General features: G+C 61.6%; 14 protein-coding genes and 2 riboswitches. Of the genes, 10 read left to right on the top strand and 4 right to left on the bottom strand.

Annotated features, from left to right (window positions below):
* From BN32_RS10370 to soxA, 3 genes are all read right to left on the bottom strand, one after another.
* On the bottom strand, positions 1 to 491 hold a 491-nt coding region (locus tag BN32_RS10370; protein WP_040425627.1), incomplete at its 3' end, for a GlcG/HbpS family heme-binding protein.
* 34 nt (positions 492 to 525) lie between these two features.
* Positions 526 to 1,161: a sulfur oxidation c-type cytochrome SoxX gene (gene soxX / locus BN32_RS10365; RefSeq protein ID WP_019198118.1), complete on the bottom strand. Its 636-nt coding sequence runs from the start codon at positions 1,159 to 1,161 to the stop codon at positions 526 to 528.
* Between the two features lie 14 nt (positions 1,162 to 1,175).
* A complete protein-coding gene (gene soxA, locus BN32_RS10360) occupies positions 1,176 to 2,000 on the bottom strand; it encodes a sulfur oxidation c-type cytochrome SoxA (RefSeq protein ID WP_040425626.1) in 825 nt (274 codons plus the stop codon).
* Positions 2,001 to 2,241: 241 nt separating this feature from the next.
* Between soxA and soxY the strand changes: the two genes are divergently transcribed.
* The 9 genes from soxY to BN32_RS10315 all read left to right on the top strand — a co-directional run bounded on the left by soxY (position 2,242) and on the right by BN32_RS10315 (position 9,752).
* Positions 2,242 to 2,706, top strand: coding sequence for a thiosulfate oxidation carrier protein SoxY (soxY, locus tag BN32_RS10355; RefSeq protein WP_040426244.1), 465 nt, complete (start codon positions 2,242 to 2,244; stop codon positions 2,704 to 2,706).
* 46 nt (positions 2,707 to 2,752) lie between these two features.
* Positions 2,753 to 3,082: a thiosulfate oxidation carrier complex protein SoxZ gene (gene soxZ / locus BN32_RS10350; protein WP_019198115.1), complete on the top strand. Its 330-nt coding sequence runs from the start codon at positions 2,753 to 2,755 to the stop codon at positions 3,080 to 3,082.
* 83 nt (positions 3,083 to 3,165) lie between these two features.
* Positions 3,166 to 4,863 (top strand): thiosulfohydrolase SoxB, encoded by a 1,698-nt coding sequence (gene soxB / locus BN32_RS10345; RefSeq protein ID WP_019198114.1) that lies wholly within the window; start codon positions 3,166 to 3,168, stop codon positions 4,861 to 4,863.
* A gap of 218 nt (positions 4,864 to 5,081) precedes the next feature.
* The gene (soxC, locus tag BN32_RS10340; protein ID WP_019198113.1) at positions 5,082 to 6,359 is read left to right on the top strand and encodes a sulfite dehydrogenase; all 1,278 of its coding nucleotides are present in this window, start codon (positions 5,082 to 5,084) and stop codon (positions 6,357 to 6,359) included.
* On the top strand, positions 6,343 to 7,047 hold the full coding sequence (locus BN32_RS10335) for a c-type cytochrome (RefSeq protein WP_040425625.1): 705 nt from the start codon (positions 6,343 to 6,345) through the stop codon (positions 7,045 to 7,047). Before soxC ends, BN32_RS10335 begins: the two co-directional genes overlap by 17 nt.
* Positions 7,047 to 7,355: a c-type cytochrome gene (locus BN32_RS10330; RefSeq protein ID WP_019198111.1), complete on the top strand. Its 309-nt coding sequence runs from the start codon at positions 7,047 to 7,049 to the stop codon at positions 7,353 to 7,355. Before BN32_RS10335 ends, BN32_RS10330 begins: the two co-directional genes overlap by 1 nt.
* A 23-nt stretch (positions 7,356 to 7,378) precedes the next feature.
* Positions 7,379 to 7,897: a DsrE family protein gene (locus BN32_RS10325; protein WP_019198110.1), complete on the top strand. Its 519-nt coding sequence runs from the start codon at positions 7,379 to 7,381 to the stop codon at positions 7,895 to 7,897.
* A gap of 58 nt (positions 7,898 to 7,955) precedes the next feature.
* Positions 7,956 to 9,230: an NAD(P)/FAD-dependent oxidoreductase gene (locus BN32_RS10320; protein ID WP_019198109.1), complete on the top strand. Its 1,275-nt coding sequence runs from the start codon at positions 7,956 to 7,958 to the stop codon at positions 9,228 to 9,230.
* Positions 9,231 to 9,359: 129 nt separating this feature from the next.
* Positions 9,360 to 9,752: a c-type cytochrome gene (locus tag BN32_RS10315; RefSeq protein WP_019198108.1), complete on the top strand. Its 393-nt coding sequence runs from the start codon at positions 9,360 to 9,362 to the stop codon at positions 9,750 to 9,752.
* A gap of 206 nt (positions 9,753 to 9,958) precedes the next feature.
* Here the strand turns inward: BN32_RS10315 and metE are convergent, their stop codons facing one another.
* On the bottom strand, positions 9,959 to 12,298 hold the full coding sequence (metE, locus tag BN32_RS10310) for a 5-methyltetrahydropteroyltriglutamate--homocysteine S-methyltransferase (RefSeq protein WP_019198107.1): 2,340 nt from the start codon (positions 12,296 to 12,298) through the stop codon (positions 9,959 to 9,961).
* Positions 12,299 to 12,397: 99 nt separating this feature from the next.
* A riboswitch (cobalamin riboswitch) is annotated at positions 12,398 to 12,612 on the bottom strand.
* A 256-nt stretch (positions 12,613 to 12,868) separates the two neighbouring features.
* Positions 12,869 to 13,087, top strand: a riboswitch (cobalamin riboswitch).
* Between the two features lie 110 nt (positions 13,088 to 13,197).
* Between metE and BN32_RS10305 the strand changes: the two genes are divergently transcribed.
* A complete protein-coding gene (locus tag BN32_RS10305; protein ID WP_019198106.1) occupies positions 13,198 to 16,176 on the top strand; it encodes a ribonucleoside-diphosphate reductase subunit alpha in 2,979 nt (992 codons plus the stop codon).
* Positions 16,177 to 16,248 lie beyond the last annotated feature (72 nt).

Raw genomic sequence — 16,248 nt, 5'->3', positions numbered from 1 at the left:
TCGAGCTTGTCGCTGATCGCCGCGATGCCGGCCTTGGCGCAGGCTTCGTCGGCGTCGCCGCCCGGTGCGCCGGAGACGCCGATGCCGCCGAGCAACGAGCCGCCGGCTTCGATCATCACGCCGCCGCCGATGATCACGACATTGGGGAGGTTGCGCAGGCCCTGCATCGCAGGCGCCTGCGTTGCCGTGTTGAGCTCGGTTGTGCTGCTGCGGAAGCTGACCGCGGTCCAGGCCTTGCCGGTTGCTGTCGGCGGTGTGTGCGCACCTGCGAAGCGATCACGCAGCATCACTTGAGGAACGCCGAAACGATCGACCACGGCGACCGACACCTGATAGCCGCGCTTGCGGCAATCGGCGAACGCGGCTTTCGCCGCGTCCAGTGCAAGCTCGGGGCTGAGCGATTTGTACGTGACGGTCGCGTCCTGCGCGCGCGCCGGAAACGAGGCGAGGGCGCAAACGGCCGCCATCGCCAGCAGATATTTCACCTTCATCTCGTTATCTCCGCTTTGCGTGGGGTCACCGGGTCTACTTGTTGACCGGCGAATCCGGATCGAACAGCAGTGCGACGAGATCCTTGATCTGCTGCTCGTTGAGCACCTTGTTCGCGCCGAAGCGCGGCATGTTGGAGCATGCGAACACGGCCTGCGAGTCGTAGATCTTGGTGTAGGCGTTCTTGATTTCGTCGGGCGCGTATTTGCGGTCCTTGCCGTAGTTGGTCAGGCTCGGGCCGAGGGTACCGAAGGAGACCTCGGACTTCTCCAGCTGATGGCAGGCGTAGCAGTTGCCGCCCGCGACCGTGTCCGGCGGATCGGAGAACTGTCCGCCACGGCCGTTGTTGGCGACCTTGCGGCCTTCCTTCCAGTCGCCGAGGAATTTTCCGTCGGCAGGATAGACGACCTTTGCCAGCTCGCGCTTGACGATCTTGTCGGCTTCCGCCGACGGCACGTTGTTGTGATAGGCGTTGCAGGTCTTCAGCGTTTCGTCAGGAACGATGCGCTCCTGCCATTCCGCCGGCGCCTTGCCGAAAGTCGCCTTCACATAGGCATCGACAATGGCGGGGTCTGCCGACTTGGCGACAGTCTGCGCGGACGCAGCGAAGGGAAGGGCGGTGAAGATGCCCGCAGTGAGGGCCAGCGCTGCGATTTTCAAAGATGACGTCATGATGCGCTCCTCTCTCAACGCTTGATTGACGGGACGTTGAGTTCGCCGCCCGCAGCCTGCTTCTGCAGGAACACGGTCAGCGCGGTCAGTGCGTCGGAGGCATATTCAGGCACCGGCCAGCGCTGTTGCCGGTAACAATCCCACAGACGATGCTGCATGGTGCGCAGCGCGCCCTGCGACACGCGATAGGTCGGCCATCCACCCATGGTTTCCTGCGGCAGCTTGCCGGGCTTCGACAGGTCAGGCAGGCCCTGGAGCCGGATGCGCTTGCCTTCCTCGGCGTGACAGGTCGCGCACGAGAAATCGTTCACGCCGCCGCGCCGGTAGAACAGCGCTTCGCCGACCGCCGCCATTTCCTGCTCTTTCGGATGAGCCAGCGGAATGTCGATCTTCATGCCGCTCGACTTGTTGGCGATGAAGGCGACGAGGTCTTCCATGTCGGACGCGCGGCCGGGGCCGGAGAAGCGGCGGGCGATCACGTCCTTGGTATCGAGGCCCTGGATATTCGTCATGCACCACAGCAGGCGCTGCTCGGTGTCCATGACCTTGTCGGCGTCCTTGAAATAGCGCGGCAGCTTGGCGAATGCGCCTTCCAGCTTGCCCGGGCCCTGACCGAGATCGCAGGTTTCAAGGGAAACATCCTTGGTCCCGCGCTTCTGGCTCCAGAGAACTTCGCCGCGATCGACCGCGAGAAAGCCGGGATTCGACATCGGATCGGAGATCATCGCGCGATAGCGCTCGATTTCCTTTTCACTCGCGTCTTGCGCGTGAACGGCTGTGCCTGAAGCGCACATCAGAATAGCAAAGGCTATTGCTGACCGAATCGTGGTCTGTCTCATTCCTTGTCCTCCCTCCGTCAGGCCGTCTGTGCGACCTTTTCGGTTCCCCGGATTTGCCTGGTGTCCTGAATCCGAATTGGCTGCATTTGCAGATTCGGACTTGCGAACCACCACCTTAGAACATCTTTACATTCAAGAAAAACAATATAATGATGTGTGCGGATCATGATAGATCAGACTTGGCATCGTCAAGCGATACTATCGTCAAGGGATGCAAAAGACTCCCGCAGGAGGAATCATGATGAAATTGAAGTCTGTTGAAACAACCCGTCGCGAAACGCTGACACTGGCGGCTATCGCGGGGCTTGCAGCATTTCTCGCGCCGAAAATGGCGTCCGCCGACGAGAACGCTGTCGCAGCCGAGATCAAGAAGCTGTACGGCGACAAGAAACCCGGCAGCGGCAAGATCAAGCTCGACGTGCCCGAGATCGCCGAGAACGGCCTCGTGGTGCCGGTCAACGTCGAGGTCGAAAGCCCGATGACCGACAAGGACTACGTGAAGGCGGTTCACGTGTTCGCCGACGGCAATCCGCTTCCCGGCGTCGTCAGCTACAAGTTCACCCCTGCCTGCGGCAAGGCGTCCGCTTCGACGCGCATGCGCCTCGCGCAGACCCAGAACATCGTCTGCGTCGCGGAAATGTCGGACGGCAGTCTCTACATGGCGAAATCCAACGTGAAGGTCACCATCGGCGGCTGCGGCGGCTGATCCAGCGGGCTCACCCAAGAAAAATATTCAGGCGAGGAATTTTCCCATGGCCAATGCACCCACACCGCGCGTTCGTGTTCCTGCCACCGCGAAGGCCGGCGAACTGATCGAAATCAAGACCCTCATTTCGCACGAAATGGAATCGGGCCAGCGCAAGGACTCCGCCGGCAAGGTTGTGCCGCGCAAGATCATCAACAAGTTCTCGGCGACGTTCAACGGCAAGCCGGTGTTCGAAGCCGACTGGAATCCGGCGATCTCGGCGAACCCGTATCAGTCGTTTTTCTACAAGGCGTCCGAGACCGGCGAGTTCACCTTCACCTGGAAGGATGACGACGGTTCGGAATACACCGCCAAGAACAAGCTGACGGTCGGCTGATCTTTTCGCGCGGCGTAATGCCGCGCGAGTGCCAGGCTTTCTGAAAATCGTTTCCCTCCGTTTGAGGGGACAAAGGTGGTTCGATGATATCGAGGCGGGAATTCCTGCAGGCGACCGCGGCTGCGTCTGCGCTGACAATCGGAAGCGGATTGGGTTCGCTCGGACGTGTGGCGGCGCAGCAGCGCCTGACCCAGGCCGACATCACGCGGTTCGATCCGCTGGGCACGGTGACGATCCTCTATGTCGCCGACAATCATGCGCAGTTGATGCCGCTGTATTTCCGCGAACCGTCGGTCAATCTCGGCGTCGGCGCGGATAAGGGCCAGCCGCCGCATCTCACCGACGCGGAGTTCCGGAAGTATTTCAGCATCGCCGCCGGATCGGCGGATGCCTATGCGCTCACAGCCGACGACTTCGTCTCGCTGGCGCGCAACTATGGCCGCATGGGCGGCATGGACCGCGTTGCCACGCTGATCAATGCGGTGCGCGCAGAGCGCGGCGAGGACAAGGTGCTGCTGCTCGACGGCGGCGACACCTGGCAGGGAAGCTGGTCCTCGCTGCAGACCAAGGCGCAGGACATGGTTGATGTCATGTCGGTGCTGAAACTCGACGCCATGGTCGGGCATTGGGAATTCACCTACGGCGCCGAGCGCGTCAAGGAAATCGCCGACAAGGCCCCGTTCGCGTTCCTCGCGCAGAACGTCCGCGACAACGAATGGCAGGAGCCGGTATTCGAGCCGCGCAAGATGTTCGAGAAGGGCGGCGCGAAGATCGCCGTGATCGGACAGGCTCTGCCGCGCACCGCGGTGGCCAATCCGCGCTGGATGTTCCCGAAATGGGAGTTCGGCATCCGCGAAGAAGATATGCAGAAGCAGGTTGATGAGGCGCGCGCCGAGGGCGCGCAGATCGTCGTGCTGCTGTCGCACGATGGTTTCGATGTCGACCGCAAGCTCGCGGGCCGGGTCAAGGGTCTCGACGTGATCCTGACCGCGCATACCCATGACGCGATGCCGGGTCTCGTGCGCGTCGGCGACACCGTGCTGGTCGCGACCGGCTCGCACGGCAAGTTCGTGTCGCGCCTCGATATCGAGGTGAAGGACAAGAAGGTCGCCGGTGTCCGCTTCAAGCTGATGCCGGTGTTCACGGATGCCATCAAGCCCGATGCCTCGATGACCGCGCTGGTCGAGAAGGTGAGGGCGCCGTTCGCCAAGGATCTGGCGCGCGTGGTCGGCAAGACCGACTCGCTCTTGTATCGCCGCGGCAACTTCAACGGCACGTTCGACGACCTGATCTGCGATGCGATGCTGTCGGAGCGCGACGTCGAGATCGCGCTGTCGCCGGGCTTCCGCTGGGGCGGCACATTGCTTCCGGACAGCCCGATCACGTGGGAAGACGTGACCAACGCCACCGCGATCACCTATCCGAACTGCTATCGCAACCAGATGACCGGCGCGCAGCTCAAGGAAATCCTCGAAGACGTCGCCGACAACATCTTCCATCCCGATCCGTACTTCCAGGGCGGCGGCGACATGGTCCGCATCGGCGGCATGGGTTACTCCATCGATGTCTCCAAGCCGATGGGCTCGCGCATTTCCGAACTGACGCATCTGAAATCCGGCAAGCCGATCGATGCAGCGAAGAGCTACACCGTCGCCGGCTGGGCGAGTGTCAACGAAGGCACGCAAGGTCCGCCGATCTGGGACGTGGTGTCGGCGCATGTGGGCAAGCGCGGCACCGTCAAGGTCGAACCGAATACGGCTGTCAAAGTCTCAGGCGTCTGACGAGAGGCTGAAGGCATGCGAGCCACGAATTTGAGCGTTCCGCTCCGTCATTGCGAGGAGCATAGCGACGAAGCAATCCAGTTATTCCTTGTGCCCTGGATTGCTTCGCTTCGCGTCGCAATGACGGCTGAATCCGATCAGTCGTTGTGAGAAGCAACATCGATGGACAAGCTGCGTTCAACATATTCACGTATCGAGATAAATAGAAAGGATGCCGCATGAGTGACAAATCATCTGCGGATATTCTCAACCGCCGCAAGTTTCTCGGCGCAGCCGGTCTCGCCGGCGCAGGCGCTGCACTCAGTGCGATGCCCGCGATGGCGGAAGGCGCCAAGCCCGATCCGCTGATCACAGACGTGCAGGACTGGAATCGCTATCTCGGCGATGGCATCGACAAGAAGCCTTACGGGGTGCCGTCGAAGTTCGAGAAGAACGTGATCCGCCGCAACGTGTCGTGGCTTACCGCATCGCCCGAGTCCTCGGTCAACTTCACGCCGCTGCACGAACTGGACGGCATCATCACGCCGTCGGGGCTGTGCTTCGAGCGGCATCACTCCGGCGTCGCGGAGATCAATCCCGCCGAGCATCGCCTGATGATCAACGGCCTCGTGGACAAGCCGCTGGTGTTCACGATGGACGACATCAAGCGCATGCCGCGCATAAACAAGATTCATTTCCTCGAATGCGCGGCGAATTCCGGCATGGAGTGGCGCGGCGCGCAGCTCAACGGCTGCCAGTTCACCCACGGAATGGTGCACAACGTCATGTACACCGGCGTGTCGCTGAAGACGCTGCTGGATGAAGCGGGCCTGAAGCCGAATGCGAAGTGGCTGATGCTGGAGGGCGCGGATGCGGCCGCCATGAACCGTTCGCTCCCGATCGAGAAAGCGCTGAACGATTGCATGCTCGCGTTCGCGATGAACGGCGAGGCGCTGCGGCCCGAGCAGGGTTATCCGCTGCGCGCGGTGATCCCCGGCTGGGAAGGCAATCTCTGGGTGAAATGGATTCGCCGCATCGAGGTTGGCGACCAGCCGTGGCAGACCCGCGAGGAAACGTCGAAGTATACCGATCTCCTGGCCGATGGCCGTTCGCGCAAGCACACCTTCGTCATGGATGCGAAGTCGGTGGTGACCAATCCGTCGCCGCAGGCGCCGCTGAAATACAAGGGCCGCAATGTGCTAAGCGGCTTCGCATGGTCCGGCCGCGGGACCGTCAAGCGCGTCGATGTGTCGATGGACGGCGGGCGCAACTGGCAGACCGCGCGAATCGACGGGCCGGTGTTCGACAAGTCGCTGGTGCGTTTTTATGTCGACTTCGACTGGAACGGTCAGGAGCTGATGATCCAGTCCCGCGCGATGGATTCAACCGGCTATGTACAGCCGACCAAGGACGAACTGCGCAAGGTGCGCGGCGTCAACTCGATCTACCACAACAACGGCATTCAGACCTGGCTGGTGCGGTCAGGCGGGGAGACTGAAAATGTCGAGATCGGTTAAGCTCGCCGCAGTCGCCCTGCTGTGTGGCGTGGCGCTCGCAGTTGCGAACTCGCGGATTGAAGCGCAGCAAATTGCCGCACAGGCGACGATGAAGACCTCGTCTAAGCTCGGACTTGGGCGTCCTGCGCTGCCCGAAGAGATCAAGGCATGGGACACCGACGTGCGGCCGGACGGCATGGGTCTTCCGGTCGGCAAGGGCACGGTGAAGCAGGGGGACGTTATTTTTCAGGCGCAATGCGCGTCCTGCCATGGCGAATTCGGCGAAGGTGCAGGCCGCTGGCCGGTACTGGCCGGCGGAGCCGGAACGCTGAAGGCGGATCGCCCCGAGAAGACCATCGGCTCCTTCTGGCCGGATCTGTCGACGGCTTTCGACTATATCAAGCGTGCGATGCCTTACGGGAATGCACGCTCGTTGTCCGACGATGACGTTTATGCGGTGGTCGCCTATCTTCTATCGATGAACGACATCGTCAAAGACGAGAATTTTGAACTGAACGAGAAGAATTTCACCTCGATCAAGATGCCGAATGCCAGCGCCTTCTATGACGACGATCGCGAAACCGCTGAAAGGCAGTTCTGGAAAAAGGACCCGTGCATGAAGGATTGCCGCAGCGCTCCGAAAGTGACCGGCCGGGCGATTTCGGTGGACGTGACGCCCGACAACAAATCCGGGCCGAAGGTGGACTGATGAACCGGCCGTCAGCGAAGGCACTGCTTTTCGTTCTGACGGCTGGCATCGCGCTGGAAAATGCTGCTGCGGGAGACCGCGAACTGGGGCAATATCTCTCGTCGGAATGCGTGACCTGCCACCGTGTTTCGGGCCAGAATGCGCAGGGCATCCCGAAGATCACCGGATGGCCGGAAGATCAGTTCGTTGCGGTGATGAATGCCTATAAGGACAAGCAGCGCGACAACCCGGTGATGCAGACCATCGCCGGGCGGCTCGAAACGGGTGACATCGCGGCTCTGGCGGCTTATTTCAGGACTCAGAAATAGCGGTTCCAACATCGGAGGTTGTCATGACAGACCACAAGGGTTCGACAACGCGTCGCAGCGTCATCATCGGAGCCGCCGGTGGTCTGGTCGCGGCAACGGCGCACGCCGCGCCGCCGGAGCTATCGATGGCCGATCTGAAGAAGGAAGGTGATGTCGCATGCCTCTATCACTGCGACTACGGCGACAACGCGCGCTTCGCCCAGACGCTGAACAACATTTCCAATCACTATTCGGTCTACGGCGCGGATCCGTTCGGATTGCAACTGGTGATCATCGCGCACAGCGCTGCGGTGAAGTATTTCCTCAGCACACTCGAGGGGACGCCCTGGAAGGATGAGACCGTCGATCCGGGTCTGTTCGAGCGCGTGGTCGCGCTCGCCAAGAACGGCCTCAAGGTCCATCTGTGCGAAATCACCTTCCAGCGGCTGAAGCTCGACAAGGCCAAGGTGAAGGACGCACCGTTCATCAGCTTCGTTCCGTCGGGCGTCGCCACCGTCGCCGCTCTGCAATCGAAGGGCTTTGCGTACCTGAAGGTCGGCTGATCAGTTGCGGCCAGTCGGCTGACCCAATTTTTTATAAAATATATTTTGGGGGGACAACATGAGCATCAATCGTCGGCAATTGATTGCGGGGTCGGCATCTTTCGCGGGTGCCGTGATGTTCGGCGCACCTGCGGTACTTGGACAGGGCAAACCGCGCGTGGTGGTAATCGGCGGAGGCGCGGGTGGTGTGACCGCTGCGAAATACATCGCCAAGGACAGCGCGGGCGCGATTTCGGTGACCTTGATCGAAGCGAGCCCAAGGTATCAGACCTGCTTCCACAGCAATCTCTATCTCGGTGGCGTCCGGGACTATGCGTCGATTACGCACCGTTACAGCGCTTTGAAAAAGCACGGCGTCACGGTCGTCAACGGCTTGGCTGCAAAGATAGATCGGGACAAGAAGGAGGTCATTCTCGCCAATGGCAAGAAGCTGCCTTACGATCGCCTCGTGGTCTCTCCGGGCATCGACCTGAAATATGATTCCGTGCCGGGCTGGTCGCAGGCTGCGGAGAAGGTGATGCCGCATGCCTGGAAGCCGGGCGCGCAGACGTTGCTGCTGAAGAGCCGGCTCGATGCCGTTCCGAACGGCGGCGTTATCGTGATGATCGCTCCGCCCAATCCCTACCGCTGCCCGCCCGGACCCTACGAGCGCGTTTCGATGATGGCCCATGCGCTGAAGAAGGCGCGCAAGGATCGCAGCAAGATTATCGTGATCGATCCGAAGGAAAGCTTTTCCAAGCAGGGGCTGTTCCAGGAGGGCTGGGAAAAGCACTACAAGGGCATGGTCGAATGGCTCGGCCCGAAGGTGCATGACGGGCTGAAGTCGGTCGATCCCAAGACCAACACCGTGGTGACGGGGTTCGAGACCTACAAGAACGCGGCGCTGGTCAATGTCATCCCCGCGCAAATGGCCGGTGCGATCGCGCGCGATGCCGGCCTGGCCAACACCAGCGGCTTTTGCGCCATTGATCCGGCGAACATGAAGTCGTCCGTCGATTCCAATATCTACGTTCTCGGCGATGCCTGTATCGCAGGCGATATGCCGAAGTCTGCGTTCTCCGCGAACAGCCAGGCCAAGGTCGCCGCCATGATGATCCGGGGTGAGCTGATCTCGGCGCGCACGTTCCCGGCGCGCTACACCAACACCTGCTGGAGCATGATCGACACCGATGACTGCGTGAAAATCGGTGGCGCTTACGAGCCCAAGGACGGCAAGATAGCAGCCTCATCCACCTTCGTCTCGAAGACCGGCGAGGATGCCGGCCTGCGCAAGCAAACGCAGGAGGAAAACATGGGCTGGTACAGCGGAATTACAGCCGATATGTTTGCCTAATGCGTTGATCATATGCGGAACCCGCCGCGGGCGCGGCGGGTTTGTGTTGTTCTCTCGCCCTGAACCTTCTCCTCTCAACTCTCTCCCTCCCACCTGCCAGCTTTCCTGCCGCTTTAAAGGTTAAACCAGATGATGACTCGTTCGTTCGTTACCGCCCTCGCTCTTGCCGCCATCGGCTTCGCCAGCTCCGCCCATGCTCAGGACGTTGCCGCGGGTGAGAAGTCCTTCAACAAGTGCCGCGCCTGCCATCAGGTCGGTGAGACCGCCAAGAACGGCGTGGGTCCCGAGTTGAACGGATTGTTCGGCCGCAAATCCGGAAGTGTCGCAGGTTACAACTATACCGACGCCAACAAGAATTCCGGCATCACCTGGGATGACGCGGTGTTTGCCGACTACATCAAGGACCCGAAGGCGAAGATCCCCGGCACCAAGATGGCGTTCGCCGGCATCAAGAAGGAAGACGAGATCAAGGATCTCACTGCCTTCCTCAAGCAGTTCGCCGCGGACGGGAAGAAGAAGTAAGAATTCGTCATTCCGGGGCTCGATCCTCACCTCTCCCCGCTCGCGGGGAGAGGTCGGATCGCATAAGCGCGTTTACGCGCGTCTGCGACGGGCTATGGTGATCCGGGTGAGGGGCGTTTTCACTCGGCAACGCTATCAGCATGCCCCTCACCCCAACCCTCTCCCCGTAAGGACGGGAAGAGGGAGAGGTGCAATCGTCAGAACGGTTACGCTCCACGCGCCTGCCGAGCCGCTTCAACCATGTTGCTCAGCGCGGATTTGACCTCCGGCCAGCCGCGCGTCTTGAGACCGCAATCCGGATTGATCCAGATCTGCCCGGGCGACAGGTTACGGCGGGCCTTGCCGATCAGCTCCATCATCTCTGGCACCTCCGGCACGCGCGGCGAATGGATGTCGTAGACGCCCGGTCCGATTTCGTTCGGATACTTGTAGGTCACGAAGGCATCGAGCAATTCCATCTTCGACCGTGATGTCTCGATCGAGATCACATCGGCGTCCATTGCGCCGATGGCGTCGATGATGTCGTTGAACTCGGCGTAACACATGTGGGTGTGGATCTGGGTTTCGTCCTTCACGCCGGCTTGTGAGACCTTGAAGCAGTCCACCGCCCAGTCGAGATACGCCTTCCAGTCGCCCTTGCGCAGCGGAAGACCCTCGCGCAACGCCGGCTCATCGATCTGGATCACGCCGATGCCGGCCTTCTCGAGATCGGTGACCTCGTCGCGCAGCGCGAAGGCGATCTGGCGGCAAACCTGATCGCGCGAGAGGTCGTCGCGCACGAACGACCATTGCAGCATGGTGACCGGGCCTGTGAGCATGCCTTTCATCGGCAGCTTGGTCAGAGACTGGGCGTAAGACGACCAGCCGACCGTCATCGGCTTCGGGCGCGAGACATCGCCGAAGATGACCGGCGGGCGGACGTAGCGCGAGCCATAGCTCTGCACCCAGCCGTGCTTGGTAAAGGCGTAACCCGACAGTTGCTCGCCGAAATACTGCACCATGTCGTTGCGCTCGAACTCGCCATGCACCAACACGTCGATGCCGATGTCTTCCTGCCAGCGCACGGCTTTCTCGGTTTCCTTGCGCAGGAACGCATCGTACTCGGCGTCGCCGAGCTGGCCCTTGGTGTGGGCAGCGCGCGCCTTGCGCACCTCTTCGGTCTGCGGAAACGATCCGATGGTGGTGGTCGGGAATGACGGCAGGCCGAGCACCTTGCTCTGGAGTTTCTGCCGCACGCTGAATGCACTCTTGCGTTCAGACAGGGCGGTGGATTTTTCTGCCGCGCGGGATTTCACCGCAGGGTTATGAATCTTCGGCGACGAGGCGCGCTTCTTCGCGGCCTCGTCGGACGCTGCGAAGACGTCCTTGACGGACTCGCGCCCCGACGACAGCGCGCGGCTGAGGGCTGCGAGTTCGCCCATCTTCTGCACGGAGAAGGCAAGCCAGCTTTTCAGGTCCGCATCGAGATCGGTTTCCTGATCGAGATCGATCGGCACATGCAGCATCGAGCATGATGGGGCAATCTGAATCCGGTCTGCGCCGCCGCGCACCGCGATTGCCCTTCCGGCAAGATCGAGAACGCTTGTGAGATCGGCGCGCCAGATGTTGCGGCCGTCGATCACGCCGAGCGAAATCACCCGATCCGGGGGCATCTGGCCCAGGACTGAATCGACCTGATCCTTGCCGCGCACCAGATCGAGATGAACACCGGCGACGGGCAGCCTGGTCACGAGATCGGCGTTGTCGCCAAGTTCACCGAAGTAGGTCGCCAGCATGATCTTGAGGCCCGATACCTTCAGGGCGAGTTCGCTATAGGCCGTCTTCAGCGCAGCTCTTTCATTTACATCGAGATCGAGCACGAGACACGGCTCGTCGATCTGCACCCAATCCGCGCCTTCGGCTGCGAGCCGGTTGAGCACCTCGATATAGACCGGCAGCAGCTTCGGCAGCAGCGACATCCGGTTCTCGCCTTTGCCCAGCTTGAGGAACGTGACGGGGCCGACCAGCACCGGCCGGGTCTGGATGCCGAGCGCCTTCGCCTCGCGGTATTCGTCGATCGCCTTGGTCGAGGCGAAGGCGAAGGTCTGATCCTTGGAGAATTCCGGCACCATGTAGTGATAGTTGGTGTCGAACCACTTGGTCATTTCCTGCGCGGGTACGCCGTGGCCGTGGTTATGGCCATGCGCGCAGCTGTCGTCATGGCCCACATTTTTCTGGCTGCCGCGCGCCATCGCGAAATAGGTCTCAAATGACACCGGCCCGCCGGCCCAGCCGTAGATTTTCGGAATCGCGCCGACCATCGTGCTGGTGTCGAGCACCTGATCGTAGAGCGAGAAATCGTTCGACGGAATCACGGTGACGCCGAGATCGCGCTGGCGCTTCCAGTTGTCGGCGCGGATTTTTGCAGCGGCCTCGCGCAGCGCGGCCTCGCCGATCGTACCGGACCAGAATTTTTCCAGCGCGATCTTGAGTTCGCGGCGCGGGCCGATACGCGGGACGCCAAGCGTGGCGACAGGAATTGACGCGGTGGAAGAAGAATTCGACATCGGAAACCCCGTGATGTTGGGGCAGGGCCGGACATGCGCGAACAACAGAGACGGCGGCGCCGTTCTCTCGCAAGCGACACATCGGGGCACCCCGCCCGTGGACGTTATGTGATCGCGGCAGGTCTCCTGGCTCACGGGTCGACGCCTTAAGTCCAGCCTTCCCGAGACTTTCGCCTCAGTGGCATCGATGGACAGGCTTACCGTCTACAGTTGCGGGGGCAGCTTCGGAATTGCAGGACCGTAAGGTCTCGCGCACCGCATTCCCTCTTGGCTCCGGATCACCGATCCGCAGAACCGCGATGACCAAGTTATGTGAAGCGGCTTGAGCCAGGTCAAAGGGAAAGCTTCCCACCGCCATGGTGCCGGACACGCGCGTGAGGTGAGTGGGCAGAGGCCAGACGGGAATCACACACGATTCGCTTGGAGGCAGTCGGCGTAGTGGAGCGTTACGCGCTCAGAGTCTCAGCCAGTTTGAAAAATTCTGCATCGATTTGCTGAGCATTTCGCGCGTTTGTCGCTTTGGTCCCGTTATTCACATCCACCGGAGCTTGACAGTCCGCCCCGAACGCTACCAGATGTGGGTGTCACGGTTCCGCCGGGTCGCAAGACTTGGTGGCGAAGATGGGAAGCCGGTGAGCCGCACTCCGATGCAGCAATTCCGGCGCTGCCCCCGCAACTGTAAGCAGTGAGTTGAATCCGACCGATGTCACTGGTGCGTTTTCGCATCGGGAAGACCGGATTCAGCGCCGACCTGCGAGCCAGGAGACCTGCCGCGACACCAAAGAACGTCCACGGGCGGGGTGTCCGGCGGTCGCGTGCTTCGGTGCGTCCGCGCGCCGTGACAACGCGCCTTTCGGCCTCAGCCCCCAAAAAAACTGCAACACGCACGGGGTCTGCCGATGTCTCTCTCTATTGAACGCGAAGCCGCAAAAACCGCTCCTCTCATTCAGTTGCGTTCCGAGTCACTGGCCGTCCCTGCCGCCACACCGCCGTTGCAGGTCATCCGCCGCAACGGCACGGTCTCGCCGTTCGACGCAAGCAAGATCTCGATTGCGATGACCAAGGCGTTCCTTGCCGTCGAGGGGCACACCGCGGCGGCGTCGCGCCGCATTCACGAGGTGATCGAGCAACTGACCAACGAAGTCGTCAGCGCGCTGACCCGCAGGGTCGGCGAGGGACGCACCTTCCACATCGAGGACGTGCAGGATCAGGTCGAACTGGCGCTGATGCGCAGCGAACATCACAAGGTCGCCCGTGCCTATGTGCTGTACCGCGACGAACGCCAGCGACAGCGCGCCGAAGCGGATGCCGCCAAACCGGTCAAGACATCGTCCGAGCCGCAACTGCATGTGACGCTGGGCAACGGCGCGCGCGTGCCGCTGGATGTGGGTCGCCTGACGCTGATCATTCAGGAAGCCTGCGCAAATCTCGACGGCGTCGATGCAGCGCCTGTGCTCGCCGAGACCCGCCGCAATCTCTACGACGGCATCAGCCAGGATGAGCTTGCGCTCGCCGGCATCATGGCTGCCCGCACGCTGGTGGAGCAGGAGCCGAACTACGCATACGTCAGCGCGCGCCTCTTGCTCGACAAGCTGCGCACCGAAGTGCTGTCGTTCGTGCATGGGGCGCCGATCAACGCCACACAGGCCGACATGACGGCGCGCTACGCGGAGTACTTCCCGGTCTATGTCAAAAAGGGAATCGCGGCTGAACTGCTCGATCCTGAACTGGCGCGCTACGACCTGAAGCGGATCGCGGCTGCGCTGAAGCCGGAGCGCGACCTGTCGTTCCAGTTTCTCGGCCTGCAGACACTGTACGACCGCTACTTTCTCCATCAGGACGGCAACCTCATCGAACTGCCGCAGGCGTTCTTCATGCGCGTCGCGATGGGCCTTGCGATCCGCGAGATCGACCGCGAGGCGCGCGCTATCGAATTCTACAACCTGCTGTCGTCGTTCGACTTCATGGCGTCGACGCCGACGCTGTTCAATTCCGGCACGCTGCGGCCGCAGCTGTCGTCCTGCTTCCTCACCACGGTGGCCGACGATCTCGACGGTATCTTCAAGTCGGTGAAGGATAATGCGCTGCTGGCGAAATATTCCGGCGGCCTCGGCAACGACTGGACCCGCGTGCGCGGCCTCGGCGCGCATATCAAGGGCACCAACGGCGAAAGCCAGGGCGTTGTGCCGTTCCTGAAAGTTGCCAACGACACCGCGATTGCGGTCAATCAGGGTGGCAAGCGCAAGGGTGCGGTCTGCGCCTATCTTGAGACCTGGCATGTCGACATCGAGGAATTTCTCGACCTGCGCAAGAACACCGGCGACGACCGACGCCGCACCCACGACATGAACACTGCGAACTGGGTGCCGGATCTGTTCATGCAGCGCGTCGAGGCCGATGGCGAGTGGACGCTGTTCTCGCCGGACGAGACGCCGGACCTGCACGATCTTTACGGCAAGGCGTTCGCGGAGCGTTACGCCTTCTATGAAGACAGAGCCGCGCGCGGCGAGATGCGCGTGTTCAAGAAGCTGCGCGCCACGGACCTGTGGCGGCGCATGCTGACCATGCTGTTCGAAACCGGCCATCCGTGGATCACCTTCAAGGACCCCTGCAACCTGCGCTCGCCGCAGCAGCATGTCGGCGTCATCCATTCGTCGAATCTCTGCACGGAGATCACGCTGAACACGTCTGACGACGAGGTTGCGGTGTGCAATCTCGGTTCGGTCAACCTGCTCAATCATGTGGGCGAGGGCGGTATCGATCACGCGCGGCTGAAGCGGACGATCTCGACCGCGATGCGGATGCTCGACAACGTCATCGACATCAACTTCTACACCATTCCCGAAGCACGGCGCTCGAACCTGCAGCATCGCCCGGTCGGCCTTGGCCTGATGGGATTCCAGGATGCGCTGCATGCGTTGCGAATCCCGATGGCGTCGGACGCGGCCGTCGCGTTCGCCGACACCAGCATGGAAGCGATTTCCTTCCATGCCATCACGGCGTCGGTCGACCTTGCCGCGGAGCGCGGGCAGTATCCGTCGTTCAAGGGATCGCTGTGGAGCAGGGGCATCCTGCCGATCGATTCCATCGAGATTTTGGCCGATGCGCGTGCAATCGCATTGCCAGGCGAAGTGGGAACCGGTTCGCCGTCGGGCAACGCGACAATCAAAAACGGTCTCGACATGGATCGCAGTGCGACGCTGGACTGGACTGCGCTCCGTATGCGGGTGCAGTCGGTCGGCATGCGCAACTCCAACGTGATGGCGATTGCGCCGACCGCGACCATCTCCAACATCTGCGGCGTGGCGCAGTCGATCGAGCCCGCCTACCAGAACCTCTACGTCAAATCGAACATGTCCGGCGACTTCACCGAGGTGAACGAATTCCTCGTTCGCGACCTGAAGGCGCGCGGCCTGTGGGACGAGGTGATGGTGTCGGACCTGAAATACTTCGACGGCAGCGTCGGCTCCATCGACCGCGTGCCGGACGATCTGAAGCTGCTCTATGCAACGGCCTTCGAGATCGACAGCGCGTGGCTGATCGAAGCTGCGGCGCGGCGGCAGAAGTGGATCGATCAGGCGCAGTCACTTAACCTCTACATCGCCAATCCGTCGGGCAAGAAGCTCGATCAACTGTACCGGCTGGCGTGGGCGCGGGGCCTGAAGACGACGTATTACCTGCGTTCGCGCAGCGCCACGCATGTCGAAAAATCGACACTGAAGGGCACCGACGGCAAGCTCAACGCGGTGTCGTCGGCCTCGCTGGCGGCAATGACCGTGAACCAGCCCATCGTCGTGCCGCAGGCCTCGACCGCGCCGGATCTGTCCGATGCGGTGGCGTGTTCGATCGACAATCCCGATTGTGAGGCGTGCCAGTGAGTCTTACCTCTCCCCGCTTGCGGGGAGAGGTCGACGCGCAAGCGCGGCGGGTGAGGGGCATTTTTCATCGCC

Origin of the sequence: Afipia birgiae 34632 (assembly GCF_000308295.2) — a bacterium.
Classification (GTDB): domain Bacteria; phylum Pseudomonadota; class Alphaproteobacteria; order Rhizobiales; family Xanthobacteraceae; genus Afipia; species Afipia birgiae.
The sequence above is the reverse complement of the archived record's forward strand: the minus strand, read 5'-3'. Positions and strand labels throughout refer to the sequence as shown.